This window comes from Psychromonas algarum (assembly GCF_004376845.1).
Lineage (GTDB): Bacteria > Pseudomonadota > Gammaproteobacteria > Enterobacterales > Psychromonadaceae > Psychromonas.
The window spans coordinates 72128-88877 of sequence record NZ_SNUW01000006.1 but is presented as its reverse complement, the minus strand read 5'-3'; the positions used below and the strand labels follow the sequence as shown (position 1 = coordinate 88877).

Annotated in this window: 12 protein-coding genes; 7 read left to right on the top strand and 5 right to left on the bottom strand. The window is 34.7% G+C overall.

Annotated elements, in window-relative coordinates; all coding sequences use genetic code 11:
* The first annotated feature begins 304 nt into the window (after positions 1-304).
* Positions 305-2059: a polysaccharide lyase family 7 protein gene (locus E2R68_RS06840; RefSeq protein WP_279587474.1), complete on the top strand. Its 1755-nt coding sequence runs from the start codon at positions 305-307 to the stop codon at positions 2057-2059.
* 307 nt (positions 2060-2366) lie between these two features.
* Positions 2367-3644, top strand: a complete 1278-nt coding sequence (paeA, locus tag E2R68_RS06835; RefSeq protein WP_134276750.1) for a polyamine export protein PaeA — start codon at positions 2367-2369, stop codon at positions 3642-3644.
* Between the two features lie 251 nt (positions 3645-3895).
* On the opposite strand, the gene E2R68_RS06830 is transcribed toward paeA, so the two are convergent.
* Complete coding sequence (locus E2R68_RS06830; protein WP_134276749.1) at positions 3896-5092, bottom strand: MFS transporter; 1197 nt, start codon at positions 5090-5092, stop codon at positions 3896-3898.
* A gap of 208 nt (positions 5093-5300) precedes the next feature.
* Here E2R68_RS06830 and E2R68_RS06825 point away from each other — a divergent pair, with 208 nt between their 5' ends.
* Positions 5301-5753, top strand: coding sequence for a hypothetical protein (locus E2R68_RS06825; protein WP_134276748.1), 453 nt, complete (start codon positions 5301-5303; stop codon positions 5751-5753).
* A 142-nt stretch (positions 5754-5895) separates the two neighbouring features.
* Here the strand turns inward: E2R68_RS06825 and hflX are convergent, their stop codons facing one another.
* The 4 genes from hflX to E2R68_RS06805 form a co-directional block, all read right to left on the bottom strand.
* Positions 5896-7251, bottom strand: a complete 1356-nt coding sequence (gene hflX, locus E2R68_RS06820) for a GTPase HflX (RefSeq protein WP_134276747.1) — start codon at positions 7249-7251, stop codon at positions 5896-5898.
* A 361-nt stretch (positions 7252-7612) separates the two neighbouring features.
* Positions 7613-8032 (bottom strand): hypothetical protein, encoded by a 420-nt coding sequence (locus E2R68_RS06815; RefSeq protein WP_134276746.1) that lies wholly within the window; start codon positions 8030-8032, stop codon positions 7613-7615.
* A 19-nt stretch (positions 8033-8051) separates the two neighbouring features.
* The gene (locus E2R68_RS06810) at positions 8052-8354 is read right to left on the bottom strand and encodes a DUF883 C-terminal domain-containing protein (protein WP_134276745.1); all 303 of its coding nucleotides are present in this window, start codon (positions 8352-8354) and stop codon (positions 8052-8054) included.
* Between the two features lie 385 nt (positions 8355-8739).
* On the bottom strand, positions 8740-9723 hold the full coding sequence (locus E2R68_RS06805) for a polysaccharide lyase family 7 protein (RefSeq protein ID WP_243834624.1): 984 nt from the start codon (positions 9721-9723) through the stop codon (positions 8740-8742).
* 569 nt (positions 9724-10292) lie between these two features.
* Between E2R68_RS06805 and E2R68_RS06800 the strand changes: the two genes are divergently transcribed.
* The 4 genes from E2R68_RS06800 (at position 10293) to E2R68_RS06780 (ending at position 16729) form a co-directional block, all read left to right on the top strand.
* Entirely contained in the window at positions 10293-11249 is a 957-nt protein-coding gene (locus tag E2R68_RS06800) for a TRAP transporter substrate-binding protein (RefSeq protein ID WP_134276744.1), read from the top strand.
* Between the two features lie 67 nt (positions 11250-11316).
* Positions 11317-11796, top strand: coding sequence for a TRAP transporter small permease (locus E2R68_RS06795; protein ID WP_134276743.1), 480 nt, complete (start codon positions 11317-11319; stop codon positions 11794-11796).
* 20 nt (positions 11797-11816) lie between these two features.
* A complete protein-coding gene (locus E2R68_RS06790) occupies positions 11817-13124 on the top strand; it encodes a TRAP transporter large permease (RefSeq protein WP_134276742.1) in 1308 nt (435 codons plus the stop codon).
* 218 nt (positions 13125-13342) lie between these two features.
* On the top strand, positions 13343-16729 hold the full coding sequence (locus tag E2R68_RS06780) for an EAL domain-containing protein (protein WP_134276741.1): 3387 nt from the start codon (positions 13343-13345) through the stop codon (positions 16727-16729).
* Positions 16730-16750 lie beyond the last annotated feature (21 nt).

Here is a 16750-nt window from a genome sequence, read left to right as displayed (position 1 = left end):
TTTAAATTCAGTTACTTAAAATGTAACTGATAAAAATGTGAGCTGTAATATTTTAATGTTATAAAAATGTGAACGTGTCTTTTTATTGTGCAAATAATGTGACATTAATAGCCTTTATTTGTTTTTTTTTCGTTGCTTAAAGTTAAAACCTGTCTAATCTTTCGACCAGCAGAAAAATCATTGATTAAATAATTCACTTAATGTTGGTTAATTAACGTACTAATAAGATGAAACTCTGCTAAACGGATTGGATATTAGAGACTTAATCTCCACGAGATAATAATCTTCAAGGAAAATAATTATTATGCAACTAAAAACAAATCTTAAATATACTACTGCACTTGTTGCTGCTGCATTATCAATGTCAGTAATTCCTGCAGCAAATGCGGCATCAGTAACGATTGAAAATGCAGGCTTTGAAAGTAGTTTTTCTGGTTGGTCTGATACTGACCCTTCTGCCATTTCAAGTGATGAGCGCTCAGGAGCTAAAGCAGCTAAAATTACTGGTTCAGGTGGTAAATTTGAGCAAGAAGTAGCTATTGAAGCAAATACTGATTATGTACTAACTGCTTACATTGAAGGCTACGGTAAAATTGGTGCTTCAGTTGACGGTACTAATTATACACAATCGGGTGGTGGTGATGAGTATGAGCAGGTCTCTGTTGCTTTCAACTCAGGTTCTGCAACTTCAATTACTATTTTTGGTAACTACGATAGTAAAGAAGGACGTTTTGATGATTTTGCACTTGAAAGTGTAGGAACGTCTGAACCAGTTGACCCTATTGAACCAACTGATCCTGAAGAGCCGGTTGATCCAGCAGTATGTTCAGATAATGTTGCATTAGTAATTAGTTCTGCATCGGATGATGGTACAAATGATGGTCATGGACCAGAAAATACAATCGATAAAGATACTTCTGATGAATCTCGTTGGTCTTCAAATGGTATTGGTAAAACAATTACTTATGATTTAGGTTCACAGGTAGCTGTTAAAGAATTAGCAATCCAATGGTACAAAGGCAGCTCTCGTAGTTCATACTTTGATATTCATACATCAACAAATAATAGTGACTGGACATCAGTATTCACTGGTGGTATTTCATCTGGTGCTGATTCTAGCTATGAAGCTATTGATGTAACTGATACTGAAGCTCGTTATGTTCGAGTAACGGGAGCGGGTAATTCTGCCGGTTCTTCATGGAACAGTATTATTGAAACGAAAATCTTAGGTTGTAATGATGGTTCAACTATTGAGCCGGAAGTACCAACTGAACCAACGGATCCTGAAGAGCCTGTTGAACCACCAACAATAGATCCTGGTACTGCAGTATATCCTTCTGATTTAATGTCTAACTATGATCAATGGAAAATTACTTACCCTGATGGTGTAGAAGACAAAACATTGTTCGAAGAGACCAATGAATACTTCTATGTAAATGAAGATGCTAACGGTATTGTATTTAGAGTACCAATTAGATCTAGTAACGGTAGTACACCGAATTCTGATTACATTCGTTCTGAACTTCGCGAAAGAACTGCTGATGGTAAATCAGATATTTACTGGACAACAACAGGGACTCATGTTGCTTACTCTAAACAAGCAATTACTCATTTACCTATTGTTAAAGATCACCTAGTTGCAACTCAAATCCATGGTAATAAAGATGATGGCATTGATGATGCAATGGTGTTAAGACTTGAAGGTAACCATTTATTCCTAAGCTTTAACGGTGGTAAATTAAGATCTGATGTGACTGTAAATGATAACTACACGCTAGGTACAGTACATGAAGTTATCTTTGAAGTAGTTAATGATAAACATTACGTTTATTACAGTGAAGATGGAAACCTAAATGCAGCTTATACTGCTGGTAATGCAGACCAATACTTAGTGAAAGATGATTCTAGTAACTATGTAATGGATCTTAACTATGATCAGTCATACTTCAAAATTGGTAACTACACACAAAGTAACCCTGATAAAGAAGGTGAAGAAACAGATAATCCAGATAACTACGGTGAAGTTGTAGTTTATGATTTCTGGGTTGATCATCAATAATATCCTTTGAAAGTTTACTTGGTTAGTTTTTTAACCAAGTAAATTCCTCATACTCCTTATTCGAGTAGGTCAATGACCTACTTTTTTATTATTTAAACAGCCTAAGTTGTCATTTTAAATTTCATTTTATATCCTTTATATTCAAATGCTTACCTTATTTATCCCTTTTGTTGTAACTGTTGTTTAAAATAACGATTGTTGAATTATTAACTCGTTCTATAATGCGCCTGACTTTACCTTGATAAGGTTAAACAGGTACTTAACTGAGCTTAGATAGCATGGCTGTATGGCCAATAAAGGATTAAAAATGAGTGAATTACTTAGTATTATTTTACTAATATCAGCGGGTGCATTATTTGCCATGTCTGAAATTGCAATCTCTGCAGCTAGAAAAATAAAGTTAAGAGTCATGGCTGATGAAGGAAATTTAAAAGCACTCGAAGTGATAAAATTACAGCAACAACCTGGTAATTTTTTTGCCATGATGCAAATTGCCTTAAATGGTATTTCCATTCTAGGAGGTATTATAGGAGAGCAGGCATTGACCCCTTATACTCGAGAGCTAGTTAGCTTAGTTTATCAAGGTCCTTTATTAGCTGAGATTAGCTTTACACTCTCTTTTGTTTGCTTAACCTCTTTGTTTATTCTATTTGCAGATCTATTACCAAAACGTTTGGCTATTATCATGCCTGAGATTGTTGCGATACGAATTGTTTCGTTAATGCGTAAAATTACTTTTTTATTAATGCCAATGGTTTTTCTGTTTAACGGTTTAACCAATATGTTATTGCGTTTATTTAATTTACCAACGGAACGAACCGAATTAGTAACCACTGAAGATATTGTCGCGATGATGGATGCAGGGGCTGAAGATGGTAGTTTGCAAAAACAAGAATACCAGCTAATTGGCAATGTATTTGATTTAGAGCTGCGCACAATTGCGAGTGTTATGACTCCTAGAGAGCAAATAATCTATTTTGATTTAGATGATAGTAGTGATGAAATTAGCCAAAAAATTATTGAGCAACCTCATAACGATTTTTTAGTTTGTGATGGCAGTTTAGATAAAATACAAGGCAGTATTGAGTCTAAAGAAATTTTACGCTTAGTTCTCAAAGGGGAGCTTACTAAAATAGCTCCCACACAAGTTGATAAAGATATTTTTTACTTGCCTGAAACATTAACGCTTTCAGAGGCACTAAATGCATTTAAAATCGCAACACAACCTTTTGCAGTGATCGTTAATGAATACGCAACCCTTGTTGGTATGGTAACGGTAAAAGATCTATTAAGTGGTTTTATGGGAGAATTAATTACGCCGCAAGATGAAGAGCAAATTGTAAAAAGAGATGATAGTTCTTGGTTAATGGAAGGGTTGACGCCAATCAATGATGTTATGCGTAGCCTCTGCATTGAAGAGCTACCTAATCGCAGTCAATATGAAACCATTGCAGGTTTTATTATTTATACTTTAAAACGTTTGCCTAAACGAACCGATAATTTTGTTTATCAAGGTTATAAATTTGAAGTGTTGGATCTGGAAGGTGTCCGTATTGAACAAGTTTTAGTGACTCAGTTAAAGTAAGTGAGATGAATGATTTAGCATCATTCCTTGTATTTTATGATGCTATTACTAACCAGTAAATAAATAGCTTATTTACTGGTTAAAACAGCCGACTTCCTTGTGGTAAATTTCGTAAAGGGTACAGCCATTTACATTAATTTACGCCTTGAATTGGGCTGTTTTATCAGTGTAAAATTTAGATAACCTATTTAATGTAATCGGTAACAATAAATGATTGAGAAAATAAGCTGATATTCTTTTTAGCATATTTTTTAAACATTTTCGTTCAACATAATATTACGTCCACCTAGATACCCAAATATACCCGATATTAAGCTCGCAATAGCACATAACCATAATACGGGGGCCCAACTTGCAAAGTAAGTGTGTAGTGTCCCTGCAAACATCGGACCTACAGCAGCTAATAAATAACCGACACATTGCGCCATTCCTGATAAAGAAGCTGCTTGTAATGAATGATGAGTGCGCAAGCTAATATAAGACATACCGAGAATAAAAATTGCACCAGAACAAAAACCTAAAATAATGGCCCATGTAAATGAAAATCCTGGTAAATATAATAAACCAAATGAGCCAATACCCGCTAATATCGCTAATGTCAGTGCCAGTATGCGTTGATCTTTTAATCTTGATAATAAAGGAATTAGTACAATCCCAGGAAAAGCGGAAGCGAGCTGAAATGCACCGTGTATTACACCTGCTTGTTCAGGGCTTTGACCACTTTCTATTAAGATATTAGGTAACCAAGCAATGAGAATATAAGTAAAAAATGAATTCAGGCCTAAACATAAAGTAATATGCCATGCCACACCATGTTGCCAAATCTTGCTTTGTGAAATATTTGCAGTGAGTGTTTTAGTCGGTTTTGTGCGTGACTTTAATTGTGGTAACCAAATAAAGATACTAAATAGAGTCACAAAACCATAGCTGGCTAATGCGATTTGCCAACCAAGATTTTTATAAGCAGCCAAAGGAATAATTAATGCAGAATAACTGCCTGCAAAAATGCCCATTGCAAGTACATAAGCAGAAGTCATCACTGCGACTTTATGTGGAAAATCACGTTTTACTAAGCTAGGTAATAATACGTTACCAATGGCAATCCCAATACCAATAACTGCCGTGCCAATATAAAGCATTATACTCGAGTCGATTAATCGAGAGCTTAAACCTAAACCAATGAGAATTAATGAAATAAATAATGATATTTCAAGGCCTTGTCTTTTTGCTAAAGCAGCAGCCATCGGTGAAGCAATGGAGAATGCTAATAAAGGTAAAGTGATCAACATGCCTGCTTGAGATGGACTTAATGTAAAGTTTACAATGATCTGTTCAAGGACTGGGCCTATCGTAGTAATTGGCGCACGTAGATTTGCTGCAATTAAAAAAATACCCAGGGCTAAAATAGCCGTTGATAGGGTAGTTCGAGTTGGAGATATTGAATTCACAGCAGAAACCCTGTAATTAAAAAATTTTGACCATGTTATCAGAGTGTGAGGTTGAAACGTATCAAATTAATAGGTTAGATTGGTTACTTTCTTTATAATTTTTTTAGCCTATTTATTTGCTGTCTTTTCTTTTGCACAAACTGTTAAACTAGTAGCAGAAAATAACTCAGCTAAAATTAGCTGGAAGTACTTATCAATAGGAATTTAGATGTTAATAGTCGATTATCAAAGCAAGAGTTACCATCGTTTTTTAAATGATATGCCGCAAATTGCAGATCATAAAACACGTTTTTTAATCACTTTTAATGGTGCAAATGAGAATGACTTAGCAGCTGCTTCTGCTGATTTAGTGGCTTATACAGAAAATAAAATAGTTAATACCACTGCTATTGGTGATAAAGCTTCTGAAGAAACGGTGACAAAGTTATTTCATGATGCGCGCTGCAGCCGAAATACTTTGATTTTTGAAAATGCTGATTTGTTATTTAATAAGAAAACGGCAGTAAAAAAATCACATGAGCGTGATAATGGTTTTAATTTAAATAATTTGTTTAAAAGCATTGCAAAACATAACGGCATTGTTATTTTAGCAACAGAAAAAAAACAGATATTAAGTGCATCAATGTCAACTAAAATGGATGTTGTTGTTCGTTTTAAATAATGCTCATTTATTCTTTGTGGAAGATATTATTTTAGTTGTTCACTATGAATATTTGGGAACTTATTTTAGCGTGTTAAATCATTGATATTTCAATTCTATTATCCGGAACTGAGGTTAAATAACACGCTAATATGCATTAGTTTTAAAAAGTCGATATTTGTAGCATTTTATGTAATCGCTCTAATGTAATAGGGCTCGCTTTTAACGTAATACGTACACCATCCTCATTATATTGCTCCTCACTCACTGACATTTTACTGTGAATTTCTCCCATAATACCGGTTGCTGTATAAGGAATATTAAAACAAGCTGAGCACATTTTTTTCTCTAAAAAGTTTTGGATTTCTTGGTGTACCATTGCGACATCAGCTTGATTACGAGTGCTAATTTGCAGGGCTTCAGGGTATTGATCTAATAACGTTAATTGCTGCTCTTCACTTAAACAATCTGCTTTATTGAATAGTAATAACTTATTGTCAAAATCAACGCCCAATTCTTCTAAAACATGATCTACAGTCGCGAGTTGGGAAACAAAGTTTTCATCTGACGCATCAACAACATATAAAAGTAAAGAGGCCTCTTTTGCTTCTGCTAATGTAGAATGAAATGATGCGACTAAATCGTGTGGTAGTTTTTTGATGAAACCAACTGTGTCAGAGATTAAAATACGCGGTTGAGTTAGTGGCTGTAAGGTACGTACAGTGGTATCAAGCGTAGCGAAGAGTTTATCTTCTACTAGCACTTCTGATTCAGTTAAAGCACGCATTAAAGATGATTTACCTGCGTTAGTGTAACCAACTAATGCAACGCATTGCTGTTCGATACGACCACTACGTCTACCTTGCATCTCTTTTTGTAGTTTTTTCAGTTCTTTCTTGATATCAGCAATTTTATCTCGGATCCGACGCCGGTTAATTTCAAATGCTGTTTCACCTATCCAACGACCTTTTTGACGTTCGCGGTCACCGCTATTTTCATCACGTACTCTAGGCGTTAAATAGTTGAGGCGTGCAATTTCAACTTGTAGTTTTGCAGTACGAGTACGAGCATGTTTACTGAATATTTCGATGATTACTCTAGTGCGATCATAAACTTCAACGCCTAAAGCCGCTTCTACGTTATGTAATTGGTTTGGGCTTAACTCACAATCAAATATAACCACATTAGCTTGTACCTGGTTATTATTTGATGTTAATAATTGTTGTAATTCATCTTGATCAAACTCTACTGAATCAATATCATTTTGTTGTATTGCTGCTTGCTCACTATCATCAGTTAAAGTCGCCAATTCTTGGAGTTTTCCTGAGCCTAATACAGAGAGCTGTTTAGTTGATTTTTGACGTTGTGTTGTACTTCCAACAACGCTAAACCCTAGAGTAGTCACGAGTCGGCTTAGCTCAGATAACGATTCATCAACTTCTTGTAGCGTCACATTAGGTGTGCGAATAGAAATCAATAATGCACGGGTGATTGTGTCTTCTGTTGTTGCGATTGACATAATGAGCTCACTGCTTATGGTATTATGTCGTGCATCCTACGCTGTTGTAGTGTGCTTATATATGTATTTCGCTTTTTATGGAGGATAGGGGAGCGGAATTAATACTAAAAAATATTATAGCTTCATGAATAATTGTATTAATTCCAATATGTTGGATTTGGATGAACTGTTAGGCTGAGATATTAAACCTTTAGTAAAACCTGCCCCAAAAGCTGTCAATATACCTTTATCTGAAGCTAATAACGTATTGATATTTGATTTCGCAACTGAGCTTGTTTGTTTATCTATTAGCTTTGTTGTTATATAAGCTTGTTTGGCATTTTCTACCGAGTTGATATCGTTTTTTAGCAGAAACCTCAAGTTATTTACTCCCCTCTATTTCTGACATGGTTGCCGGAAAACCTATTAACTTTAAAGTGTTTTTAAGGTGTGAAAATAAATATAAACCAAGACAAATATTAAGTATGAATAAGAATGTAAGAGTTAGGCCAATAGAAGTGGTAAAATGATAAAATATTAAAGCAATTCCTACATTTAGCAGTGTCCATATAATAACTGCAACAATCACCAATATTAAACTAATAGCAAGCGCTAGTAATATAGCACTAAGGCTAAGTTTAGCCTCAGCTGCTATTAAGTTTTTAGATGCAATTAGTCTGGCAACCTTACTAGCAAACGAAACTTCAATACTTTCATAAGTTTTTTTGAATGACGCTGCTTGAGCATCGAACTCATCATTAGATTGTGTGTTAAAAGTATCGTTTTGCTGTGGATTCTCCATGCCCATTTACACCTTGTGATTATTTTCTTTTTAAAAGTGATGACACCAACATACCTACGGTAAATGCAATACCTGCAGTGGCAAGTGGGTTTTCAGCTGCATATTTTTTGATCGCTGAGCTATTCCATTTATCTTCAATCTCAACTTGCTTTTCAGCTAGCGTTTCTGAACTTGTATGTGCTTTTTCTCGAAGTGTTTCTTCGATTGAAGCTACTTTTTCACTTAATGTATCAATTGAGTTATGTAAAGAGTCTTGTAATTTATCAGTCACTGGATGCTCATCTTTTGCATCGGTGTTAGTTGTTTTTTTAGACTGTGCCATTTTATTCTTCCTTCTAAGTTCGTGGAATATACAATTTCTACTATTTTGTCTTAAAAAGTACCAATAACATGCTAGCTATTTAATTTTTAAATATCAAATAGTTAGTTTTTTATTTGTATGGTCAGACTCATTGTTTAATGATTAAGTTATTCCATCTTAAATATGAATAACAGACTGTGGTTTTATTTTTGTAGTCACTATAAAGCTGCTTTCTAGTAAGGGGAGTTTAACTGTCGTTAGCAATAGGGGGGGACGGTTCTGAATCTCATTGAAAATAGATAGGCATCTGTTTATTGAAGACGCATAAAAAAGGCTGGATAACCAGCCTTTAATCATTTTATATTAGCTCTATTTATATCATTACTATATTAAGTAATGTGATAAATTAGTGAGTTACTTTTAGGTCATAAAATGTTGCTTGAGCGTAGTCTTTAGCATCGCCAGTTTTGTTTTGGTTGTATACACCTGCTTTAAAGTACATGTATTGACCACTTTCGTTAAACTTACTTTTAGACATATCAACTTTTTGAACGATGTCTTTTTTACCTGGGCGCATGATTGTAACGGCTAATTCATCACCAGTGACTTGAATACGGTAGCTGAATTTTTCGTTAAGTTTAATACCGTCTGCTGGTTCAGTTGGTGTTGCATCTTGTTCCCAGTAGTTAGGTAATGAGTTACCAATCATGTTGTACCATTGCTCTGCTGCATCACCACGTGGTTCATGAGCAAAGTAGATTGAACCTTTTTCTTGATTAGGTAATTTACGGTAGTAAAGACGAATTGGCTCATCGTTGTTTGCATGGATTTGGCCGATGATAACTCGACCTACTTGCCAGCTAACACCCGTTGTTGTTACGTGGTTAACTGCTAATGTTGCATCTAATGTACCATCAACAGCACCTGCCGCATCTTGATCTGCTTGAGGAGCAGTTGAAAATACCCAGTTGTTAGGACCTACACCTTTAGTATCGTATGAAGTATTGCCACGACGGTTCATTTCACGTAATTCTGAACGAGTATAAGTTGTGTTTTTAGATGTTTTAGCACCTTTAACTGGAGACTTAAACACCATGCCGCCATCGTCAGCTAGGTAGAAGTAATCTTTATCTGTGTAACCTGCAGCTAAGTCCTTTTCTTTAACTTGATCTGATTTTCCATCACCATCACGATCTACAGGTACGCTAATTGTCCAGCCTAATAGATCAAACTTGCTTGCTGGAGTACCAGCTTTTGCTTGAACTTGTATAGGCTCAGCATTATTTTCAGGTGCAGTGTTTGCACAACCTACTAATGCTAAAGAACACGCTAATGCGGCTACTTTTAAGCCTTTATTATCTATAGCGTTAAACATTTTTTTATTAAACATGGTGTGACCTTATTATTGTTAATGGAACTGCATAAACTATATCACCAAATGATTTTAATTTAGAAGGATTTAAATAAATTTGAAGGCTATGTTCCAGTTCAGATAAATTTGACCCGCGATGATTTGAACCTTCTTTATATTAGGAGTAAAGCTGAATTTTGTGAGAATGAACTTTTAGCACATTTTATTTACAAATGTTGCCGTTAATCTAAGCAACTTAGGCATGTGCTTATTTTTTAGTATTTTAGTGCTATTGACAATTACGCTAAAAAATCTTCACTTTGATTAAAAAATACTGCCATTATTAACTAACTAACTAGGAATAGCTTTGAGAGTTAATGTTGATGTTTGACGTGTAAATAAACTAATAGTGATAAAGGTCTGATTTTCTAATGAGTGAGCGTGACCAATGTCATACAGAAATAATTTCTGATTGTAATAGTCATTAGCCTTTGTAATATGCAGGCATTGTTGTAGAACATCCAACACTCACTTCACAATAGATTGAGCGGCTATGATAGCTAATCGATAGTTGATATAGAAAAACTTTTAATAAGGAAGTAAAAATAATGAAGAAGATCTTGATACCTTTAATTACTACATTATTGCTGGCTCCAAGTGTTTACGCTAAAACGTTAAACCTGGGTCATGCGATGTCTTTAGAAAGTGCTGCTCACCAAGGTATGGTGATCATGGCCGAAAAAGTTAAAGAAAAATCGAATGGTGAATTAACTATTAAGATTTTCCCAAATGGCCAACTTGGTTCTGAACGAGATCAGGCAGAGCAAGTGGTTACTGGTGCTATTGATATGGCTAAAATCAATGGTGGTTTAGCTGAATCTTTTGAACCAACGTTTAAAGTTAATGCACTACCTTTCTTATTCCGTGATGTTGCACATATGAGAAAATTCATGAAAAGTGACGTTGCACAAGAAATGTTAGGTTCAAGTAAAGGTAAAGGCTTTATTGGTTTAACTTTCTATGATTCAGGTACTCGTAGTTTCTATGCTAAAAAAGCAATCAATTCTCCAGCAGATCTAGCTGGTATGAAAGTACGTGTTCCAGGTTCTCCAACAATGATGGAAATGGTTAATCTATTAGGCGGTAAAGCAACTCCAGTTCCATTTAATGAAGTTTATACTGCTCTACAACAAGGCGTTATTGATGGTGCAGAAAATAATATTTCTAGCTTAGTTGAAATGAAACATAGTGAAGTTGCTAAGTTTTATTCTATGGATCAACATTTAATGACTCCTGATGTAATTATTATCTCAGAAAATTCATTTAATTCTTTGACTCCAGAAGAGCAAAAAATCTTAAAAGAAGCTGCGGCTGAGTCTCTTGATGAGCAAATCAAAATTTGGGACCAGACTGATAATATGAACAAAGAAAAAGCAATCAAAGAAGGTGTTACATTTGTTGAAGTAGATAAAGCCCCTTTCCGAGCTGCTGTTAAACCAATGATTGATAAAGCTAAAGAAGATCCTAAATTAGCTCACTACATTGAGAAAATTGAAGCACTTTAATTAGTGTTAGTAAAAATATAATTTTGCTCTGGTTTTTCCGGAGCAAAATTTTTTGAGGTATAACTACATGTTAACAACTTTCAGAAACCTACTTGATAGGTTGATTCTATTTATTACTTCTTTTGCATTAATGTTGCTGGTAGTAACCGTTACTTGGCAAGTTTTCAGTCGTTACGTGTTAAATGATCCAAGTAGTTGGACCGATGAACTTGCTCGCTATACGATGGTATGGCTTGGATTGTTAGGGGCCAGTTATTTATTTGGCATTAAAGGACATTTAGCAATCACTTTGTTAGATGGCTACCTTAAAGGAAAAGCACACACCGCATTACATTTACTTATCAATGTTATCTCTGGCGCATTTGTTTCTTTAGCAATGCTTAAAGGTGGGCTTGCATTGATGGGAAGAACAACACAACAATTATCTCCTGCACTACAACTACCGATGTCTAGTGTTTATGCAATATTACCTATTTCAGCCGTTATTATTCTCATTTATTTGGCATTAAATACGATTGAACTTTTTTGTAAACCTAATAAAAATTAAATTCAAAAAGGACTCAAATTATGGACTTGTCCATTGGTGTTTGGCTGTTATGCCTATTTTTATTCATGATTGCGATCAGCATGCCAATTGCAATTGCAATTGCAATGTCATCTTTAATCATTATGTATTCCATTTTACCGTTTGATGTGGCGAGCATTACTGCTGGCCAAAAAATCTTTACCGGTATTGATAGTTTTAGTTTGTTAGCCATCCCATTCTTTATTCTCGCCGGGAATATAATGAATGTCGGTGGTATTGCTGGTCGTCTTATCAACCTCGCAAAACTGATGGTTGGTTGGATCCCTGGTTCTCTTTTACACGTTAACATTTTTGCTAATATGATGTTTGGTGCCGTTTCTGGCTCTGCAGTTGCAGCAGCTGCTGCGGTAGGTAAAACCTTAGGTCCTGAATTAGAGAAGGAAGGTTACGATAAAAACCTAGCAACGGCTGTTAATGTTGCATCTTGTCCTGCTGGTTTATTAATTCCACCAAGTAATTCGTTAATTGTCTTTTCAGTTGTATCTGGTGGTACATCTGTTGCTGCACTATTTATAGCGGGTTATGTTCCTGGTATTTTAATGGGCTTAAGTTGTATGCTTGTTGCTTATATTATTGCTAAAAGAAAAGGCTATAAAACAACGGCTAATAGTGGATTCACAACGAAAGATGTACTAAGAATTGTTTGGCAAGCTATCCCAAGCTTAGGCCTTATTTTTGTGGTTATCGGCGGTATCATTGGTGGCGTATTTACTGCTACAGAAGGTGCATGTATAGCGGTGCTCTACTCCTTTACCTTGTCTCTTTGTTATCGAACACTTAAATGGTCACATTTCCCTATTATTTGTAAAGAAACAACACAAATTACAGCGATTATGTTGTTCTTAATTGGTGCTTCAACCATCATGTCATGGGCAATGGCATTTACTGGTCTGCCAACGATGATCAGTGACTGGATGTTATCTATCTCTGACAATCCTATTATCATCTTTATTTTAATGAATGTGATCTTGTTGATTGTTGGTATGTTTATGGATTTAACACCCGCTGTTTTAATCTTTACTCCAATCTTTATGCCAATTGCGATGACATTAGGTATGGATCCAATTCATTTTGCAATGATGATTATCTTTAACTTATGTATTGGTATTGCAACTCCTCCTGTAGGAACTGCATTATTTGTAGGTTGTAGTGTGAGTGGATCAAAAATTGAAGATGTAATAAGAAGTATCATGCCATTCTGTGCGGTGCTGATAGTGACATTATTATTGATCACCTTCATTCCTGAAATTAGCTTATTCTTACCTCGTTATTTTGGTCTTATTTCTTAATGATTTAAAGTACCTTACTTAATGAACCTAATTGCTTAGAAGCCAACATTAACTGTTGGCTTTTTTATTGTTTATATTTTACTCGTGAAGCTGGTCATTGTTATGAGTCTTTGTGCATGTAATGATGAAGGTACTCGCTTTCTATTTATCAAGTAAACCAAAACTGTATTACTATGAAAGTATAAGTTTAGAATAGTGCTCTGAAAGGGATCTAATACGTGCTTGAAAACTCTGAATATAAACGACAGGCTTTAAAAAATGGTCGACCAACAATTGCGGTTTTGGTTGGGGCTATGACCTCTGAATACCAAGAAGGTATTATGCGAGGTGCTGCGTATGTTGCTGAAGAAAACGATTATAATATTATCGGTTTCTGCGGTGGGGCAATAAATTCCCAAGATTCGTTAACATTATTACGCGATAAAGTATTTGATCTTGTTGATACCAATCTTATTGCAGGGGTCATAAGTCCTTTTAGTTCGCATATGCGATTTTTAGATGAACAGGCTAGTCAAACATTTATAGATCGATTCTCAAGTGTGCCTGTGATTAATATAGGCAGTTATATTGAGCAACATACTAATATCTTAACCGATTATGAATCGGGCTTTTATGAGTTATTTTCCCACCTTCATCATGTACATGGTTATCGTAATATTATGTTAATGAGGGGGCCTGAATACCATGCTTCTTCTCAAAAACGTTTTGCCCTTTATAAAAAATTATTAGATGAATATGACCTACCTTTTGATCACGACATGGTCATTCAATCTAATTTAACTAGAGAGTCAGCTAAATCACGTATTGAAAAATTCTTCGATAAGAGTAACAAGCCCGTTGACGTTATTATTACAGTTAATGATAAACAAGCATTAGGTATTATTGATGCTTGTGTAAGCCGTGGGATTAAAGTACCGCAAGACATTGCTGTTATTGGCTCTATGGATACTTTAGAAGGGGCATTTTCTACACCTTCCTTAACTGGTATTAAAGAACCTCTATTTGAGTTAGGTCGTACTGCCGCCATTGAATTGATTGCTCAAATAGAAGGCAAAAAAGCGCTATCGGAAATACATAATCCAACCTCTTTAATTGTAAGGCAATCTTGTGGCTGTGAGTCATCAATGCATTTACAAGATTGTAAAGCGAGCAATCAAGTTAGTTCTGTTTCTTTAAACCTATCGGACGATCCAATCTATGATGAAACCGAAGGCTATTTTAAACGACTTGTTGAGCAATACAAAGGGGGGATAGCATGTAATGAGGTTGCTTCTTTATTATCACTTTACCAAAAATCAATGCAGAAAAATCATTTCGATGAATTATTAACCTTGTTACAACAAAAATTAGAAAAGGCGCTAAAAACTGAAGACATTATGTTGTGGTTGGCATTAACAAGTAAGTTACAACTGAGCACTTTAGCTTATTTAGATAATTCAAAAAACCGCAGCAAAAAATCATTAGTTAAGTTCATCACACAATTGATTTCATTAAAAAATGAATTTGAGCAGATAGCCATTAAGTTTCAACGTTTTGAGACTGAATATTATATGAACTATTTCAGATCTGTTGTTAATAACCTCAATTCATCTTTTGATCTTAGTACTATTAAAGAATATACCATTGATGTATTACAGTTATCTGAGTTTTATATTTCAGTCTTTGATGATGTTAATACTGATAAACAAAGCGCAAAAAATATACTTTCTGTACATCATAATGAGCTTATTAACATAGAAAATAAAAGCTTTGATGCTAAAAAATTATTACCAGACGGTATTGAAACTTTCAAAGATCGTTATACATTACTGGTTCTTCCTTTGTCTCATCGAGATAAACGTATCGGTTTTATGACCCTTAATTTAAGTAATTGCAAAGCCATCGCATTTGAAAATTTACGTGCCGTTATCAGCTCCGCATTAAAAAATGAAATTCTAATACAAGACTTAAAAAAAGCAGAAAAACGCTTTAGTGATATTGCACACAGCACTTCTAATTGGTTATGGGAAACAAACCTTCACCATCAATTCACTTACTGCTCTATTTCTTCCGAGGATATTATTGGCTATTCTCCACATATATTGATGAATAAAACGGTGAGTGAATTAGATGTTGGAAAGGGGGAGGGTTATATTAAACGAATACTTGCTCAGAAAGATTTAACGAATATTGAATGTTGGTTTCGTCATAAAAATGGTCATGTTGTTTGTTTATTATTATCTGCAAAAGCCATTATTAGTGAAGGTGTTTTTTATGGGTATAGAGGCGTATTTGAAGATATTACAGAACAAAAACGGCAAGCTGATAAAATTAAAAATTTAGCGTATTCAGATATGCTGACAGGTTTGCCTAATCGAACTTTATTTCAAGATACCTTAGAAGAAACGATTAAAGAGTCCGCGCTTAAAAAGAAAAAATTTGCTTTAATGTTTATCGATTTAGACCATTTTAAATACATCAATGATTCATTAGGTCATGCAGCTGGTGACAAACTGTTAATTGAAATAGCCAAGCGTCTCAATAATTCAATTCGCTCTGGTGATGTGCTGGCTAGGTTAGGTGGTGATGAGTTCGTTATTATTTTACCTGATGTACTTGATACAGCGAACATTATCGATATTGCAGAGCGAATTTTTAATGATCTTAAAAAACCTGTCATGCTAAAAGGTAAACCTGTTTTATCGACCTTAAGCCTTGGCATTAGCTTATATCCGACAGATGCAACTGATGCCCAGTCGTTACTGCAAAAGGGAGATAATGCAATGTATCAAGCTAAATCTCAAGGACGTAATAATTATGTTTTTTACGATAAATTATTAGAGCAAAAGCATAATTTGCGTAATTTAAATGAAGATATTTTACGTGATGCATTAGCAAATGATGGTTTTGTTCTGCATTATCAACCACAAGTTTCAACTGAAACAGGTGATGTGATTGGTTTTGAAGCATTAGTTCGTATTCAAAATGATAAACAAGGAATTGTTGCACCGAATCATTTTATTCCATTAGCTGAAGAATTAGGGTTAATTGGGCAAATTGATGAGTGGGTCTTTAAAGAAGGGTGTTCGCAATATGCCATTTGGCGAGATTTAGGGCTTACAAATATTCGCTTATCTATTAATCTATCTGCTGTTCAATTACGTAATGATGCTGTTTTAGCTACGTATATTGAAATTTTAGAACGTTATAATGTGCAGCCTAGTGATATTCAATTAGAAATTACTGAAAATTCGTTAATTGAAAATGAACGTATCGCTTTAAAAGTATTACAAGGTTTTAGAGACTTCGGAGTTAGTATTGCCTTAGATGATTTTGGTACGGGATATTCTTCTCTTAATTGTATTAATTTATACCCTATCGATACAATAAAAATTGATCGTTCATTTGTTAAAGATGCTGTTGATAATCCTAAAAACAAAGCAATTATTCAAGGTATGGTTTTGATTGCTCGTAGCTTAAATTTAAACGTTATTGCTGAAGGTGTAGAGACATTAGAGCAATACCACTTTATTAAAGGTTTAGGATGTCATGAAATACAAGGGTATTATTTTTATAAACCTTCTCCTGCTAAGGATGTTCAGCAGTTTTTAGTCGGTCCGCTATAGTAAAAAACAAAGTATTATTTC